Below are 15,005 nucleotides of genomic sequence, written 5' to 3' on the forward strand. Positions count from 1 at the left end.
ACGCCCCGCGCGGTATCGGAGCCCGTGGCGGGCCGGAGCGGCCCGGACCTAGACCCGGGTGACCCGGACGGCGTCCGCCACGACGTAGCCGGTGGCGTTGGTCCACCGGCTCACCGCGAGCAGGTTGCGGTCACCGGCGGCGAGCGGGAAGGTGCCGAGCGAGCGCCAGACGCCGCCGTTGGAGCGCTGGTCCACGTTGACCGTCTGGTTGCCCGCGGAGGTGACGACGACGTGCGGGGCCGCGCTGCTGTAACCCGGGTCGGCCGGGTGTCGTACCTCGATCCGGTAGTTCCCGGCCGCCGGGATGTCGACCTTGAACCAGGCGGCGTCGCTGGCGGGGGTGGGGGTGGCGAAGCGGTAGTCGGCGCCGTAGCGCTGGCTGGAGTAGGCCGAGGTTCCCCAGTTGGTGCTCGCCGTGAACCGCCCGGCGGTGGCGTTGTCCACGATCACGCTGAAGGTGGGCGGGTTCGGGCTGCCCAGCCCCAGGTAGGTGGCGATGCCGTCGGCGTGACCCCGGGCGATGGCGGTGATGAAGTCGGCCCGCTTGAGCAGGTTCGCGTCGGCGAGGGTGTCGATGAAGAGGTTCTCGGTGAGCACCGCGGGCATTGTCGTCTCGCGCAGCACGTGGAAGTTGGCGGTCTTCGGCCCCCGGTCGGTGACCGAACCGACCGACCGCATGGCGGCGAGCACCTTCGGGTGCACCGCGTTGTGCAGGTTCACGGTGGCGGCGTCCGCCGTCGGATACCGGTAGCTCTCGAAGCCGGTGCCGCCGCCGGAGTTGATGTGCACGCTCACGAAGAGGTTCGCGCCCCAGGCGTTGGCGTCGTCGGTGCGGTAGGCCAGGCTGCGGGTGATGTCGGTCGTCCGGGACATGCGGACGTCCACGGCCCAGTTGGCCTGCAGGATGGTGCGCAGTTGCAGGGAGATGTCGAGCGTCAGGGCCTTCTCCTGCAGCCCGTTGCCGACCGCCCCGGGGTCGGTGCCGCCGTGGCCCGGGTCGATGTAGACCTTGGGCGACGCGGCCTGCGCGCGGCCGCCGAGGAGGGGGACGGCCGCGGCGCCGGCGAGGGCCGCGAGCAGGGTACGTCGCCGCAGCGCCGAGTCATCGAACATGTGCACCTCGCTTGGGGAATCAGCAAAGATCAACGACTCCCAAAATATAGCGGAGCGTCGATGCACATGAAAGATGTCTACGTGTTCGGATCTAATGGTCGAAGGTTTCCGTCCAACCGACCCCTCAGCCGGCGGCGCCCACCGACCGGTACACCTCCAGCGTCCGCCGGGCCACGGTGTCCCAGGAGAAGTGCTCCACCGCCCGGCGCCGGCCGGCCCGGCCGAACTCGGCGGCCCGCTCCGGGTCGGCCAGCACCTCGTTGATCCGGGCCGCCAGGTCGGCGACGAAGGCCTCCGGGTTCAGCGGTCGGCCGGAACCGTCGGTGGCCTGCTCGATCGGCACCAGCAGCCCGGTCTCGCCGTCGGCGACCACCTCCGGGATGCCGCCGGTGGCGGTCGCCACCACGGCGGTCTCGCAGGCCATCGCCTCCAGGTTGACGATGCCCATCGGCTCGTAGACCGACGGGCAGACGAAGACGGTGGCGTGCGTGAGCACCTGGATCACCTCGTGCTTGGGCAGCATCTCGGCCACCCAGACCACCCCCGAGCGGGTGGCCCGCAGCTCGTGCACCAGGTTCTCCACCTCGACGGCGATCTCCGGGGTGTCCGGCGCGCCGGCGAGCAGCACGAGCTGGGTGTCCGGCGGCAGCGACCGGGCCGCCCGCAGCAGGTACGGTAGCCCCTTCTGCCGGGTGATCCGGCCGACGTACACCACGCTCGGCCGGGCCGGGTCGATGCCGAGCCGGTCCACCACGTCGGTGCCCGGGTCCGGCGCGTACTGCCCGGTGTCGATGCCGTTGTGCACCACCCGGACCCGCTCCGGGTCCACCGCCGGGTACGCGGCCAGCACGTCGCGGCGCATCCCCGCGCTGACCGCGATCACCGCGTCGGCGGCCTCCACCGCCGTCCGCTCGCACCAGGAGGAGAGCGCGTAGCCGCCGCCGAGCTGCTCGGCCTTCCACGGCCGCAGCGGCTCCAGGCTGTGCGCGGTGACCACGTGCGGCACCCCGTACAGCAGCTTCGCGGTGTGCCCCGCCAGGTTGGCGTACCAGGTGTGGCTGTGCACCACGTCGGTGCCGGCGCAGCCGGCCGCCATCTCCAGGTCGACCCCCATGGTGCGCAGCGCGGCGTTCGCGCCGGTCAGCCCGAACGGCTCGGCGTACGCGGTGACGCCCGGCTCGGTGCGCGGCGCGCCGAAGCAGTGCACCCGCACCTCGGCCAGCCGGCGCAGCTCCCGGGCCAGGTACTCGACGTGCACCCCGGCCCCGCCGTACACCTCCGGCGGGTACTCCCGGGTGAGCAGGTCGACGCGCAGCTGAGGGGTGTCGGTCACCCCCCGCACCCTAGTGCAGAAGAGTGCCCGTACGAGTGGTGAAGTGCGACGCGGATGGATAGCGTCGGAGCATGGCTGACAAGGTGCTCGCGATCGTCCTGGCCGGCGGGGAGGGCAAGCGCCTGATGCCGCTCACCACGGACCGGGCGAAGCCGGCCGTCCCCTTCGGGGGGATGTACCGCATGGTCGACTTCGTCCTCTCCAACCTGGCCAACGCCGGCTACCTCAAGATCGTGGTGCTGACCCAGTACAAGTCGCACTCGCTCGACCGGCACATCACCAAGACCTGGCGGATGTCCACCCTGCTGGGCAACTACGTGACCCCGGTGCCGGCGCAGCAGCGCCGCGGCCCCTGGTGGTTCGCCGGCTCGGCCGACGCGATCTACCAGAGCTTCAACCTGATCCACGACGAGCAGCCCGACTACGTGATCGTCTTCGGCGCCGACCACATCTACCGGATGGACCCGCGGCAGATGGTGGAGGACCACATCGCCTCCGGCGCCGGGGTCACCGTGGCCGGCATCCGGCAGCCGTTGGCGATGGCCGACCAGTTCGGGGTGATCGAGGTCGGCGAGGACGGCCGGCGGATCCGGGCGTTCCGCGAGAAGCCCACCGACGCGGTCGGCCTGCCCGACGCCCCCGACCAGATCTACGCCTCGATGGGCAACTACGTCTTCACCACCAAGGCGCTCTGCGACGCCGTCGAGCGCGACGCGGAGGACAAGTCCAGCAAGCACGACATGGGCGGCAGCATCATCCCGATGCTGGTCGAACGCGGCGAGGCGAACGTCTACGACTTCCGCGACAACGAGGTGCCGGGCAGCACCGACCGGGACCGCGGCTACTGGCGCGACGTGGGGACGCTCGACTCGTTCTACGACGCGCACATGGATCTGATCAACGTGCACCCGGTGTTCAACCTCTACAACTTCGAGTGGCCGATCTACACCGCGCAGCCACCGTTCCCGCCGGCCAAGTTCGTGCACCAGTGGGGCGAGCGGGTCGGCCGGGCGGTCGCCTCGATGGTGTCGCCCGGCGCGGTGATCTCCGGCTCGCTGGTGGAGAACTCGGTCGTCTCGCCGAAGGTGAAGGTGCACTCCTGGGCGCACGTCGACGGCTCGGTGCTGATGGAGGGCGTCGAGATCGGCCGGCACGCCGTGGTCCGCCGGGCCATCCTCGACAAGAACGTGTTCGTGCCCGAGGGGGCCGAGATCGGCGTCGACCTGGAGAAGGACCGGCAGCGCTACACCGTGTCCGACAACGGCGTCGTGGTGATCGGCAAGGGCCAGCGGGTCGAGCTGTGAGGCACCGCCACGTGTGACCCCGCCCGACCGAGGGAAAGAGTCAGCGTCCGTCCCTGCCTGAGGAGGTTGCCGCAGTGGCCCATCCCCGTGCCGGCCAGCCCGCCGAGCCCGCCGACCTGGTCGACGTGCCGCGGCTGGTGACCGCCTACTACGCCGAGCACCCGGATCCGCACGACCCGGCGCAGCAGGTCTCCTTCGGCACCTCCGGCCACCGCGGGTCGAGCCTGCGCAACGCGTTCAACTCCGACCACATCCTCGCCGTCACCCAGGCGCTCTGCGACCACCGCCGCGAGCGCGGCCCGGACGGCCCGCTCTTCCTCGCCCGGGACACCCACGCCCTCTCCGCCCCGGCCGCGGTGACCGCGCTGGAGGTGCTCGCCGCCAACGGGGTCACCGTGCTGGTGGACAGCCGGGACGGCTACACCCCGACCCCGGCGCTGTCGCACGCCGTGCTGACCCACAACCGGGGGCGCACCAGCGGGCTCGCCGACGGCATCGTGATCACCCCGTCGCACAACCCGCCCGACGACGGGGGCTTCAAGTACAACCCCACCCACGGCGGCCCGGCGGACACCGACGTCACGAAGTGGATCCAGGACCGGGCCAACGAGATCCTGGCCGGCGGGCTGACCGAGGTGAAGCGCGTCCCGTACGCCCGGGCCCGCGCCGCGGACACCACCGGGACGTACGACTTCCTCGCCCGCTATGTGGACGACCTGCCGGCGGTCCTCGACATCGACGCGATCCGCGCCGCCGGCGTGCGGATCGGCGCCGATCCGCTCGGCGGAGCGAGCGTGGCCTACTGGGGTGAGATCGCCGAGCGGCACCGGCTGGACCTGACAGTGGTCAACCCGACGGTCGACCCCACCTGGCGGTTCATGACCCTGGACGGCGACGGCAAGATCCGGATGGACTGCTCCTCGCCGAACGCGATGGCGTCGCTGATCGCCGCCCGGGCCGACTACCAGGTCTCCACCGGCAACGACGCGGACGCCGACCGGCACGGCATCGTCACCCCCGACGCCGGCCTGATGAACCCCAACCACTACCTCGCGGTGGCGATCGCCCACCTGTTCCGCACCCGCACCGAGTGGGGGCCGGCGGCCGCCGTCGGCAAGACCCTGGTCTCCTCGTCGATGATCGACCGGGTCGCCGCCGACCTGGGCCGCCCGCTGCTGGAGGTGCCGGTCGGCTTCAAGTGGTTCGTCCCGGGGCTGCTCGACGGCGCGGTCGGCTTCGGCGGCGAGGAGAGCGCCGGCGCGTCGTTCCTGCGCCGCGACGGGAGCACCTGGACCACCGACAAGGACGGCATCCTGCTCTGCCTGCTCGCCGCCGAGATCATCGCGACCACCGGGCGCACCCCCAGCCAGCACTGGACCGAGCTGGCCGAGCGCTTCGGCGCGCCCGCGTACGCCCGCATCGACGCCCCGGCGAGCCGGGCGGAGAAGGCGGTGCTGGCCAAGCTCTCCCCGGAGCAGGTGACCGCCACCGAACTGGCCGGCGAGCCGATCACCGCGACGCTCACCACCGCGCCGGGCAACGGCGCCCCGATCGGCGGGCTCAAGGTGACCACCGAGTCGGGCTGGTTCGCCGCCCGGCCCTCCGGCACCGAGGACGTCTACAAGATCTACGCGGAGTCGTTCCAGGGCCCGGAGCACCTGACCCGGATCCAGCAGGAGGCGAAGGACCTGGTCTCCGAGGTACTCAAGCAGGCCTGAGCCGCCCCGGCCCGGTTCAGCGCGGCGGCGGCAGTTCCCGGCGGTTGAGCTGCTGGCGCAGGTTCTCGGGAAGCAGCTCGCGCAGCTGCTCGGGGAGCAGCGGGAGATCCAGCAGGCTCAGCTTGAGCTGGTTGCGCTCCTGGTAGCGGCGCGGGTCCAGGCGGACGACCAGGCCGGCGTCCCGGCGGTAGCGCACCTGCACCGAACCCTCGGTCGCGGCGTCCCGGAGGATCACGCCGTCCATCTCGACGGCGACCGGCCCGGAGCCCGGACGCAGGTCCAGCCGGATGGTCTCCTCCGGGGAGAGCACCACCGAGCGGGAGATCCCGGCCATCGGCGCGGAGGGGGTGACCACCACCGCGTCGGTGGCGGGGGAGATCAGCGGTCCGCCAGCGGCGTAGCTGTACGCGGTCGACCCGGTCGGGGTGCTCACCACCAGCGCGTCGCAGCGGTAGTAGCCGTACTGCTGCCCGTCGACGGAGAGGGTGGCGTTGACGAAGCCGGCGCCGGGCTGGCGGACCAGCGCGATGTCGTTGAACGCGACCACGTCGTCGCCGCACACGTCGCAGGCCAGGCAGCTGTGCCGCTCGACGGTGAAGTCCTTGTTCGCCAGCCGGTCCAGCGCCCGCGGCAGGTCCGGCGGCTCCACCTCCACCAGGAAGCCCAGCTTGCCGACGTGCACGCCGAGCACGGGCTTCGGGTCGCGCACCGCGGAGCGCAGCGCGCCGAGCATGGTGCCGTCGCCGCCGATGGCGATCAGGGCGCTCGACGCGGCGGCCACCTCCGCGGCCGGCAGCGGCTCGGCCATCGCCGGCACCCGGTGCCGGTCCTCGGCGCGTACCGCCAGGCCCATCCCGTGCCGGGCCGCCCACTCGGCGACGATGCCGACCACCTCGGAGACGTCCCGGGTGGGGTGCAGCACCAGCCCGAGCCGGATCCGTTCCATGCCTCCACCTCACCACATTCCGGACGCCCGGAACGGCCGTACCGGCGGGAGCGACGGCGGTCGGCGAACCAGCGGGTGAATCGTGTTCGCGCTGCTCAACCGGGCTTTTTGCGTACCTTGAGCAGGTTGGGCTCGTTGAACGGCGATGGAAGGCGTCACGGGACGAGCGGAGGGGCGAGGGGCGATGCACGTCGTGATCATGGCCGGCGGCGCGGGGGTGCGACTGCGTCCGTTCACCTCGACGCTACCGAAGCCGCTGGTGCCGATCGGGGAGAGCTACGCCATCCTGGAGATCATCCTGCACCAGTTGGCGGCCCATGGCTTCACCCACGTCACCCTGGCCATCAACCACCTCGGCTCGTTGATCCGCGCGTTCGTCGGCGACGGATCCCGGTTCAACCTGACAGTGGAGTACGTCGAGGAGCGGCAGCCGCTGTCCACCATCGGGCCGCTGTTCGGCATCCGGGACCGGCTGCCGGAGCACTTCCTCGTGATGAACGGTGACGTCCTCACCAATCTGGACTACGCCGACCTGCTGGCCACCCATCGGGATTCCGGCGCACCGCTGACCGTCGCCACCTACCGGCGCACCGTGAAGATCGATTTCGGGGTGCTGGAGACCGAGGGCGACAAGGTCACCTCCTTCTCCGAGAAACCCGTCCTGCACTACCGGGTCAGCATGGGGGTCTACGGGCTCTCCCGGAGCACCATCGCGTCCTATCCGGTGGGCCAGCCCTTCGGGTTCGACCAGCTCGTCCTGGACCTCCTCGGCAGGGGCCAGCCGCCGGCGGGCTACGAGTTCGACGGCTACTGGCTGGACATCGGCCGGCCCGAGGACTACGACGAGGCCAACCGGGCCTTCCCCGACGTGGCGCCGATGCTGCTGCCCGTCGGTACGCCGTCACCGGCATGACGAGGCTGCTGCTCTTCGGCGCCTCCGGTTTCATCGGCAGCCAGGTCCGGCGGGCGTTGGAAGCCGACGCGGACCTCGTCTGCCCCGGGCGCGCCGAGTGCGACCTCGCCGGCTGCGACCGTGAGGACCTGCGTGACCTGGTCGCCGCCGTTCGTCCCCGGGCGGTCGTGAGCTGTGTGGGCGCCACCGTCGGCAGCGCCGCCGAGCTGGTCCGGGCCAACACGCTGAGCGCCGCCAAGCTCGTCGACGCCGTCGCCGTCGCCGCGCCCCGCGCCCGGTTGGTCCGGCTCGGCTCGGCCGCCGAGTACGGGCCGGTGCCGTTCGGCACCTCGGTCACCGAGGACACGCCGCCGCGGCCGGTCAGCGACTACGGCATCAGCCAGGCCGCGGCGACCCGGTTCGTCGAACTGGCGGCGCGCACCGGTCGGGTCGATCCGGTCGTGCTCCGGGTGTTCAACCCGATCGGCCCGGGCCTGCCACGGACGACACTGCTCGGGCGGGTGGCGGCGTCGGTCGCCCGGCTCGCCCCGGGCGCCGACCTGCCCACCGGCCCGCTGGACGCCCACCGCGACTTCGTCGACGTCCGCGACGTGGCGGCGGCGGTCCGGGCCGCGGTGAGCGTGCCCGCTCCCGCGGCGCGGGTGGTCAACATCGGCAGCGGGCGGGCGGTCCCGGTGCGGGAGGCCGTCCGGCTGCTGGTCCGCACGGCGGGAGCGGCGGTGGAGGTCCGGGAGAACCGGCCGCCGTCCCCACGGTCGGCGGCCGTCGACTGGGTCCGCGCCGACATCCGCCGCGCCGCGACCGTGCTGGGTTGGACGCCCCGCCACGAGCTGACCGACTCGATCCGGATGTTGTGGCATGCCGTGGCCGCCGAGTCGGCCGTACCCGATCCGGTCCGTGCCGGCCGGACTGGCACCGTGCCCGCCCCGGAACGGGGCGGACCGCAGAAAGAGGAGCAGATGACATGACGAAGCACCCCACCGGCGACCTGGTCGCCGTCACCGGCGCAGGCGGTTTCATCGGCTCGCACCTGGTCGAGGCCCTGGTCAACCAGGGGCACCGGGTGCGGGCCCTCGTCCACTACAACGGCGCCGGCTCGCACGGCTGGCTGGACACGCTGAGCCCGGAGCTGCTCGCCGAGGTCGAGGTGGTGGCCGGTGACATCCGGGACCGGGGGATGGTCCAGCGGCTGGTGGACGACGTCGCCGTCGTCTACCACCTCGCCGCGCTCGGCGGGATCCCGTACTCCTACCTGGCGCCGCAGTCGTACGTCGACACGAACGTCACCGGGACCCTCAACGTGCTGGAGAGCGCCCGGACGGCCGGCACCGGCCGGGTGGTGGTCACCTCCACGAGCGAGGTGTACGGCACCGCGACCACCGTCCCGATGACCGAGGAGCACCGGCTGCGGGGCCAGTCCCCGTACGCCGCGTCCAAGATCGGCGCGGACAAGCTGGCCGAGAGCTACCACCTCAGCTTCGCGCTGCCGGTGGTCACCCTCCGGCCGTTCAACACCTACGGACCGCGGCAGTCGACCCGGGCGGTCATCCCGACCATCGTCAGCCAGCTCGCCAAGACCACCGGCGCCGTCCAGCTCGGCGCGCTCACCACCACCCGTGACCTGGTGTACGTGGCCGACACGGTGGCGGCGTTCATCGCGGTCGGCACCGCCGCGGAAGCGGCCGTGGTGGGCCGGGTCTTCCAGGCGGCCACCGGCCGGGAGACCGCGATCGCCGAGCTGGTCCGCAAGATCGCGGCGATGTTCGGCAGGGAACCGGAGGTGGTGGTCACCGAGGGGCGGCTGCGTCCCGCCGAGTCCGAGGTGGAGCGGCTCGTCGGCGACAGCAGCCTGCTGCGGGCCCGGACCGGCTGGCAACCCGCCACCACCATCGACGACGGCCTGAAGGCGACCGTGGAGTGGTTCCTCGACCCCGCCAACCTGGCCCGTTACCGCACCGACCGGGCGGTGTAGGGCCATCGCCGGATGTTCACCCGCAAGGGCGTACCTGGACGTCCGGGTCGCCGGCCGCTCGTTGAGCGGATGGCGGACCCGGACGGGAGGATCGACGTGATGATGGTGCGTGGCGACGTCTGGTCGCCCGAGAACGGGAACCCTGTCCCGCCGTCGCCGGATCGGGCAGCGCCACGACCGCGCGCCGGGCTCGGTTCCACCGTCCTCCGCGCGACGGTCGTCGTGCTGCTGCTCAACTTCGACCAGTTCCCGCGGACGGTCGGCCGGAGCTTCCTGCTCACCGCGGCGGCGCTGGCGGTGCCGCTGGTGCTCTACGAGGTGCTCCGGCCCGCCTCCCGGGCCCGGGTGGTGGTGTTCTGGGTCCTGCTGACGTTCGGGGTCCTCGCCCTGCCCGGCTTCCTGCGCGTCCCGGAGTCGGAGTACGGCCAGCAGAAGTTCTTCCTCCTGCTCACCCTGACACTGCTCGCCACCGTCGCCGTCGCGATCGTCCGCAATCGGCGCGACGTGGAGATGTTCGCCGCGGTGTTCGTCGTCTGCGGTGTCGTGTTGGCGCTCGCGGCGTTGGCCGGTGACGCCCAGAACGGCCGGTCGGGCGGGTTCGGGTCCAACCCCATCTGGCTGGCCCGGGCCATCGGCGGCGCGATCGTGGCCGTCGTCTGGCTGTACCTGTGCCGGCGGCTGGCGCCCTGGCCGGCGGCGGCGGTGGCGGTCCTGCTCGCGCTCGGGCTGTTCGCCACCGGCTCCCGGGGGCCGTTGGTGGCGACCGTGGTCGCGCTGCTCGTACTCGTCCTCGCCGGGCTGCGGCGGCAGACCAGCCGGGGCCGTCGCGAGTGGGTCATGCTGGGCCTGATGGGCGGGCTGGTGGCCGCCGTGATGGCCCTGCCCGCGCTGCTCCCGCCCCGGATGTACGCCCTGATCGTCGACCCGTCGGACGAGTTGTTCGGCACCGCGCGGGCGGAGATGCGGGAGCGCACGATGACCGTGATCGCCGACCACCCGATGGGCGTCGGCTACGGGAACTGGAACTACCACGCCTGGATGCCCGAGCACAACTATCCGCACAACCTCTGGCTCGAACTCCTCGCCGAGGCCGGCTGGCTGGTGGGTGGGGCGTTCATCCTGGCGGTCGCCGCCGTGGCGATCGGGCTCTGGCGCGCGGCCAGGGTGGACACCGTGGCCGGGTTCGTCCTCGCGCTGCTGGCGTTCAACGCGGTAGCGGTCGCCACGTCCGGGGACGTCAACGCCAGCCGGACCCTGTTCTGCTCGCTGGCCCTCGGCGTGCTCGTGCTCATCCGGGCGACGTCCGACGGCGGTCGACACCGCCGGTCCGGCGACCGTCCCCGCCGGTCCGCTGGCCACGTCGCCCGCCGGCCGCGGCGGGCCGGACCGGTGCCCGGGCACGGGTACCGGGAAGGTGCCGCGTCCCACGCCCGGTCCGGGTCCGGCCGGCCCGCCGGGCCGACGACCGGGGAGTACGCCCGCCGGTGAGGTGGCCGCGTGCTGCCCGGATGTCGGCGAGCCGGCGGGGCGTGGTCGCCATCGCCGCCGGTTCGGCCGGGGGTCAGGTGCTCGCGCTGGCGGCCGCCCCGCTGCTGTCCCGGATCTACCGCCCGGCCGACTTCGGCGTCTTCGCCGTGGTGGCGGCCCTGGTGGTGACGATCGGCACCGTGGCCGCGTTCCGCTTCGAACTGGCGGTACCACTACCCGAGGAGGAGCGGGACGCGCAGGCCCTGGTCGCCCTGGGCCTGGCCGCCGCCGGCGTCACCGCGCTGCTGGGCACCGTCGTGGTGCTCGTCGCCGGCGCGGACGTCAGCCGGCTCTTCGGTCAGCCGGAGCTGGCGCGGTGGCTGTGGGTGGTGCCGCCGGCCGCGGCCGCCATGGGGGTCGTCCTGGTTCTCAACCAGCTCGCCGTCCGGCACCGCCGGTACGGCTCGATCGGCCAGCGCAGCTTCGCCCAGTCGCTGACCATCGTGGTCACCCAACTCGGCGCCGGCCTCGCCGGGCTCCGCCCCGGCGGCATGGCGCTGGGCCTCGGCGTCGGCCAGGTCGCCTCCGCTGTCGTCCTGCTGCGCGACGCCGGCCTGCGCAGCGCGGAGGGCAGGGCGGGACGCGACCGCCGGCGGCTGCGGGCGGTGGCCCGCCGGTACCGCCGGTTCCCGTTGCTGCTCGCGCCGTCCGGGCTGCTCAACATCCTCGGCACCCAGTTCCCGGTGCTGCTCATCGCCTCCTGGTACGGCGCTTCCGTCGCCGGCTGGCTCGGGCTGACCCAACGGGTGGTCGCCATGCCGGCCGCCCTGGTGGCGTCGGCGGTCGCCCAGGTCTACCTGGCGGAGATCTCCCGGGCGGCCCGGGAGGGCGCCGGCACGGGACGGCGCATCTTCGTCGGAGCGAGCCGGAAGCTGACCCTGATCGCCGTGCCGAGCGCCCTCCTGCTCGTCGTCGCCGCGCCGGCGGCGTTCTCGGTCCTCTTCGGCGCCGGATGGGCGACCAGCGGGTCGTACGCCCAGGCGCTCGCGGTCTACATGGCCGTGCAGTTCGTCGCCTCGCCGATGTCGCAGACGCTTGTCGTCTTCGGGCAGCACGGCCGTCAGCTCGCCTGGGACCTGGGTCGCGTCGTGCTGGTCTCCGGCGCGGTGTCCGCCGCCGCCCTGTCCGGAGCGTCGCCGCTGGCCGCCATCTGGACCATGAGCGTCTCCGGCGCGCTCGCGTACCTGGCGTGCTGGTTGATGTCGCTGCGCGCCGTGACGAGTGGGGCGGCGACCCGGCCGGAACGGACGGCCGAACCAGCGGCGCTGGCCCGGACGTGAGCGCCGGGCGACCCCACACCTTCTGGGGTGAATCGCACGTCCCGGTCACCCCCGCACTCGTTGATCCGGATAGCCGTCCGAAGAGAGGGGCTTGAGGCGATGCAGGGCGCTGAGCGTCGACATGTCGGGTGCCGGTGGTCGTTCGGGGGGTCCCGATGACGGGCCGCCCGTGGGGAGGCGGGGGAGACGCCGCCGGCGGTCCGGACCCCGGGTCGGTGCCCGGGGCGCCGCCCCGGCTGCTCGTCGTCTCGTACCACTTTCCGCCGGCCGAGACGGTCGGCGCCCGCCGGCCGGGGGCGCTCGCCGCCTTCGCCCTGGACCAGGGCTGGGACGTGCGCGTGCTGACCGCCATCGGGGCGGAGCAGGGCGGGACGCCGGTCGGGATCCCCGAGGGCCTGGTGGTCCGGGCCCTCCCCGCGCCCCAGCTGCCCCGGGTCAACCGGACGTCCGGTCCGCGGCGGGACGGGGGCGCCGGGACGCCGGGGCGGGCCCGGCTCGCCGGCGCCCGGGCCGCGGCCGGCCGGTTGATCTGGAAGGCCGGCATGGAGCTGCTCATCCCCGACCCGCAGGTCAACTGGATCCGGGCGGCGACCCGCGGCTTCCTGCGGCGGCACGGTGGTTGGCGGCCGGACGTCATCCTGGCCTCCGGACCGCCGTTCTCCGGTTTCGTGGTGGCCGCCGCGCTGGCCCGCCGGTTCGGGGTGCCCTGGGTCGCCGACTACCGGGACCTGTGGTCGGTCGGCAACGAGTACTGGGTGCGCTCCGGCCTGCGCCGCGCGGTGGACCGCCGGCTGGAAGGGCGGGTGCTGCGCTCGGTGGCCACCTGCGTGACCGTCTCCGAGCCGCTGGCGGAGACCGTGCGCCGCACGTTCGGGGTGGACACCCACGTGGTCATGAACGGCATCGACCGGCGGCCGGTGCCCGCGCCCGCCCCGGTCGGCGCGGTGGCCGCCGATCGTTCCGGCGAGGGCCGGCCGGGCGCGGTGCTGACCCTGGCCCACACCGGGTACGTCTACCCGGGCAGGCGGGACCCCGGGCCGTTGCTGGACGCGATCGCGCTGCTCGGGCCGGATGCCGCCCGGGTGCACGTGGTCTTCGCCGGGGAGGACAACGGGATCGTCCGGGCGGCGGTCGACCGGGCCGGCGTCGGCGACTCCGTCACCCTGCTCGGCCACGTCTCCGCCGAGAAGTCCTGGCGCATCCAGGCCGAGGCGGACGCCCTCGTGCTGCTGATGTGGAACGACCCGCGGGACGCCGGCACGGTGACCGGGAAGATCTTCGACTACCTCCTGGCCCGGCGCCCGATCCTGTTGCTCGGCTACGAGGCGGGGGTGGCGGCGAAGCTGCTCCGGGACCGCGGCGCCGGAGTGGTGCGCAACGACAAACACGCGATCGCGGACCAGCTACGGGAGTGGCTGGCCGTGAAGGAGCGCCACGGCCAGCTGCCGGCGGTGCCCGCCTCCGCGCTGGACGGCCTCTTCCGGGAGGACCAGCTCACCGGCTACCTGGACCTCCTGCGGCGGGTGGCCGACGGGGGCGCGCCCGGCCGGCGCGCCCGGGTGGGTCGGCGGTCGTAACGGGCTCAGCGGATGGTCCCCGCCCGGTGAGGGGCGGGGACCATCGTCGTGGTGGGCGGGCGGGTCGGGGCGGCTGCGGTCAGCGCGGGGCCGGCACCCGCAGGCCGCGGGCCGGCCAGCCCCGCCGTTCGGTCGCCTCGGCCACCGCCCGGTAGTAGTCGGCCCGCCGGGCGTCGAGTGTCTCGGCGGAGAACTGGCGGGCCCGGGCCAGGTTGCGGGCCGACGCGGCGGCGAGCCGGTCCGGGTCGGTGACCATCCGGCCGAGCGCGGCGGCCAGCGCCGCGGGGTCGTCGGGGGGAACCAGGTCCGCCGGGGCGAGCAGCTCCGGGATCCCACCCGCGGTCGAGCCGATCGCCGGGAGGGCCCGGGCCATCGCCTCGATCAGGGCCCGCGGCAGGCCTTCGGTACGCGACGGCATGACGAACAGGTCGGCCGCGTCGAGGTGGCGGCGGACGTCCTCGACGGTGGGCAGGACGCCGGCGAAGGTGACCCGGTCGGTGACGCCGAGCCGGTCCGCCAGCTGTTCCAGGTGCGGCCGGTACGCACCGGCCCCGACGTGCACCAACCGGAGCCGGGGGCCGGGGCCGGCCGGGTGGGCGAGCGCCGCGACGAGCGTGTCGATGCCCTTGTAGAGCTGTTCGAGCGAGCCGATCGAGACGAGCCTGGCCTCGGTCAGCGCTGGCCGGACGGGGCGGGGGTTCGGCACGAAGGCGACCGCGGGCAGGTCGACGCTGGAGATGCCGGCCGTCGGCGTCGCCGGCAGGGCGGGATAGCGGCGCTGCAGATGGCGCTCCGTCTCGTACGCCACGGCGGCGGCGGAGCGGCACTGCTGACGCAGCCGTCGGGTGGACGAGGCGCGCAGCACCGGCCGCAACGGGTGGCGCACCACGCCGGGGGCCAGCACGTCGTACGGATCGCCGATCACCTCGAGGGCGTACGGCAGCCGCGCCCGCTCGCGCGCCGCGGCCAGCAGGGAGCCGATCGGGGAGGGCACCCGCAGGATGACCGCGTCCCCCCGGTCGGCCGCGGTGACGACCGACCGGGCCACCGCGCGCCGGCGCAGCACGTACTGGCGTGGACCGACGTAGTACGGCAGCGGCCAGACCTCGACGCCGTCGCCGTCGACCCGGGCGGCACCCTCGGGCACCTCCGGCACGTCGAGCGTGCGGGCGGCGATCCGCACCCGATCGAACGCCACCAGATACCGTCGCCAGATCGCATAGTCCGGTCCGGCCTGGACCCAGACCCGGCCGTCGGGCGTACGACTGAACCGGGACTCCGACGTCACCACGACCCGCATCAGCGCCTCCCACCAGCCGCCC

General features: G+C 73.6%; 12 protein-coding genes. 8 read left to right on the top strand and 4 right to left on the bottom strand.

The features are described 5' to 3' along the window. Nucleotides 1-48 precede the first annotated feature (48 nt). Nucleotides 49-1,113 (bottom strand): N-acetylmuramoyl-L-alanine amidase, encoded by a 1,065-nt coding sequence (locus tag Q3W71_RS30110; RefSeq protein ID WP_302922858.1) that lies wholly within the window; start codon nt 1,111-1,113, stop codon nt 49-51. A 124-nt stretch (nt 1,114-1,237) separates the two neighbouring features. Continuing rightward, entirely contained in the window at nt 1,238-2,446 is a 1,209-nt protein-coding gene (gene glgA, locus Q3W71_RS30115; RefSeq protein ID WP_302922859.1) for a glycogen synthase, read from the bottom strand. A gap of 71 nt (nt 2,447-2,517) precedes the next feature. On the opposite strand from glgA, the gene glgC reads away from it, so the two are divergent. Further along, nucleotides 2,518-3,750 carry a glucose-1-phosphate adenylyltransferase gene (glgC, locus tag Q3W71_RS30120; RefSeq protein ID WP_302922860.1) on the top strand — a complete coding sequence of 411 codons (1,233 nt, stop codon included), beginning with the start codon at nt 2,518-2,520 and terminating at the stop codon, nt 3,748-3,750. Nucleotides 3,751-3,824: 74 nt separating this feature from the next. Beyond that, complete coding sequence (gene pgm, locus Q3W71_RS30125; RefSeq protein WP_302922861.1) at nt 3,825-5,468, top strand: phosphoglucomutase (alpha-D-glucose-1,6-bisphosphate-dependent); 1,644 nt, start codon at nt 3,825-3,827, stop codon at nt 5,466-5,468. A gap of 16 nt (nt 5,469-5,484) precedes the next feature. Here the strand turns inward: pgm and Q3W71_RS30130 are convergent, their stop codons facing one another. Then, nucleotides 5,485-6,414: an NAD(+)/NADH kinase gene (locus tag Q3W71_RS30130; protein ID WP_302922862.1), complete on the bottom strand. Its 930-nt coding sequence runs from the start codon at nt 6,412-6,414 to the stop codon at nt 5,485-5,487. A gap of 184 nt (nt 6,415-6,598) precedes the next feature. On the opposite strand from Q3W71_RS30130, the gene Q3W71_RS30135 reads away from it, so the two are divergent. The 6 genes from Q3W71_RS30135 (at nt 6,599) to Q3W71_RS30160 (ending at nt 13,683) form a co-directional block, all read left to right on the top strand. Continuing rightward, nucleotides 6,599-7,327 (top strand): sugar phosphate nucleotidyltransferase, encoded by a 729-nt coding sequence (locus Q3W71_RS30135; protein ID WP_302922863.1) that lies wholly within the window; start codon nt 6,599-6,601, stop codon nt 7,325-7,327. Then, nucleotides 7,324-8,295, top strand: coding sequence for an NAD(P)-dependent oxidoreductase (locus Q3W71_RS30140; protein WP_302922864.1), 972 nt, complete (start codon nt 7,324-7,326; stop codon nt 8,293-8,295). Before Q3W71_RS30135 ends, Q3W71_RS30140 begins: the two co-directional genes overlap by 4 nt. After that, entirely contained in the window at nt 8,292-9,299 is a 1,008-nt protein-coding gene (locus Q3W71_RS30145; RefSeq protein WP_302922865.1) for an SDR family NAD(P)-dependent oxidoreductase, read from the top strand. The genes Q3W71_RS30140 and Q3W71_RS30145 overlap by 4 nt, the downstream gene beginning before the upstream one ends. A gap of 222 nt (nt 9,300-9,521) precedes the next feature. Beyond that, nucleotides 9,522-10,787: an O-antigen ligase gene (locus Q3W71_RS30150; protein ID WP_302922866.1), complete on the top strand. Its 1,266-nt coding sequence runs from the start codon at nt 9,522-9,524 to the stop codon at nt 10,785-10,787. A 20-nt stretch (nt 10,788-10,807) separates the two neighbouring features. Next, a complete protein-coding gene (locus Q3W71_RS30155) occupies nt 10,808-12,106 on the top strand; it encodes a lipopolysaccharide biosynthesis protein (protein WP_302922867.1) in 1,299 nt (432 codons plus the stop codon). A 215-nt stretch (nt 12,107-12,321) separates the two neighbouring features. Beyond that, entirely contained in the window at nt 12,322-13,683 is a 1,362-nt protein-coding gene (locus tag Q3W71_RS30160) for a glycosyltransferase (protein WP_302922868.1), read from the top strand. Between the two features lie 79 nt (nt 13,684-13,762). On the opposite strand, the gene Q3W71_RS30165 is transcribed toward Q3W71_RS30160, so the two are convergent. Further along, on the bottom strand, nt 13,763-14,983 hold the full coding sequence (locus Q3W71_RS30165) for a glycosyltransferase (RefSeq protein ID WP_302922869.1): 1,221 nt from the start codon (nt 14,981-14,983) through the stop codon (nt 13,763-13,765). Between the last annotated feature and the right edge of the window lie 22 nt (nt 14,984-15,005).

Source organism: Micromonospora sp. C28SCA-DRY-2, assembly GCF_030519475.1.
GTDB lineage: Bacteria > Actinomycetota > Actinomycetes > Mycobacteriales > Micromonosporaceae > Micromonospora.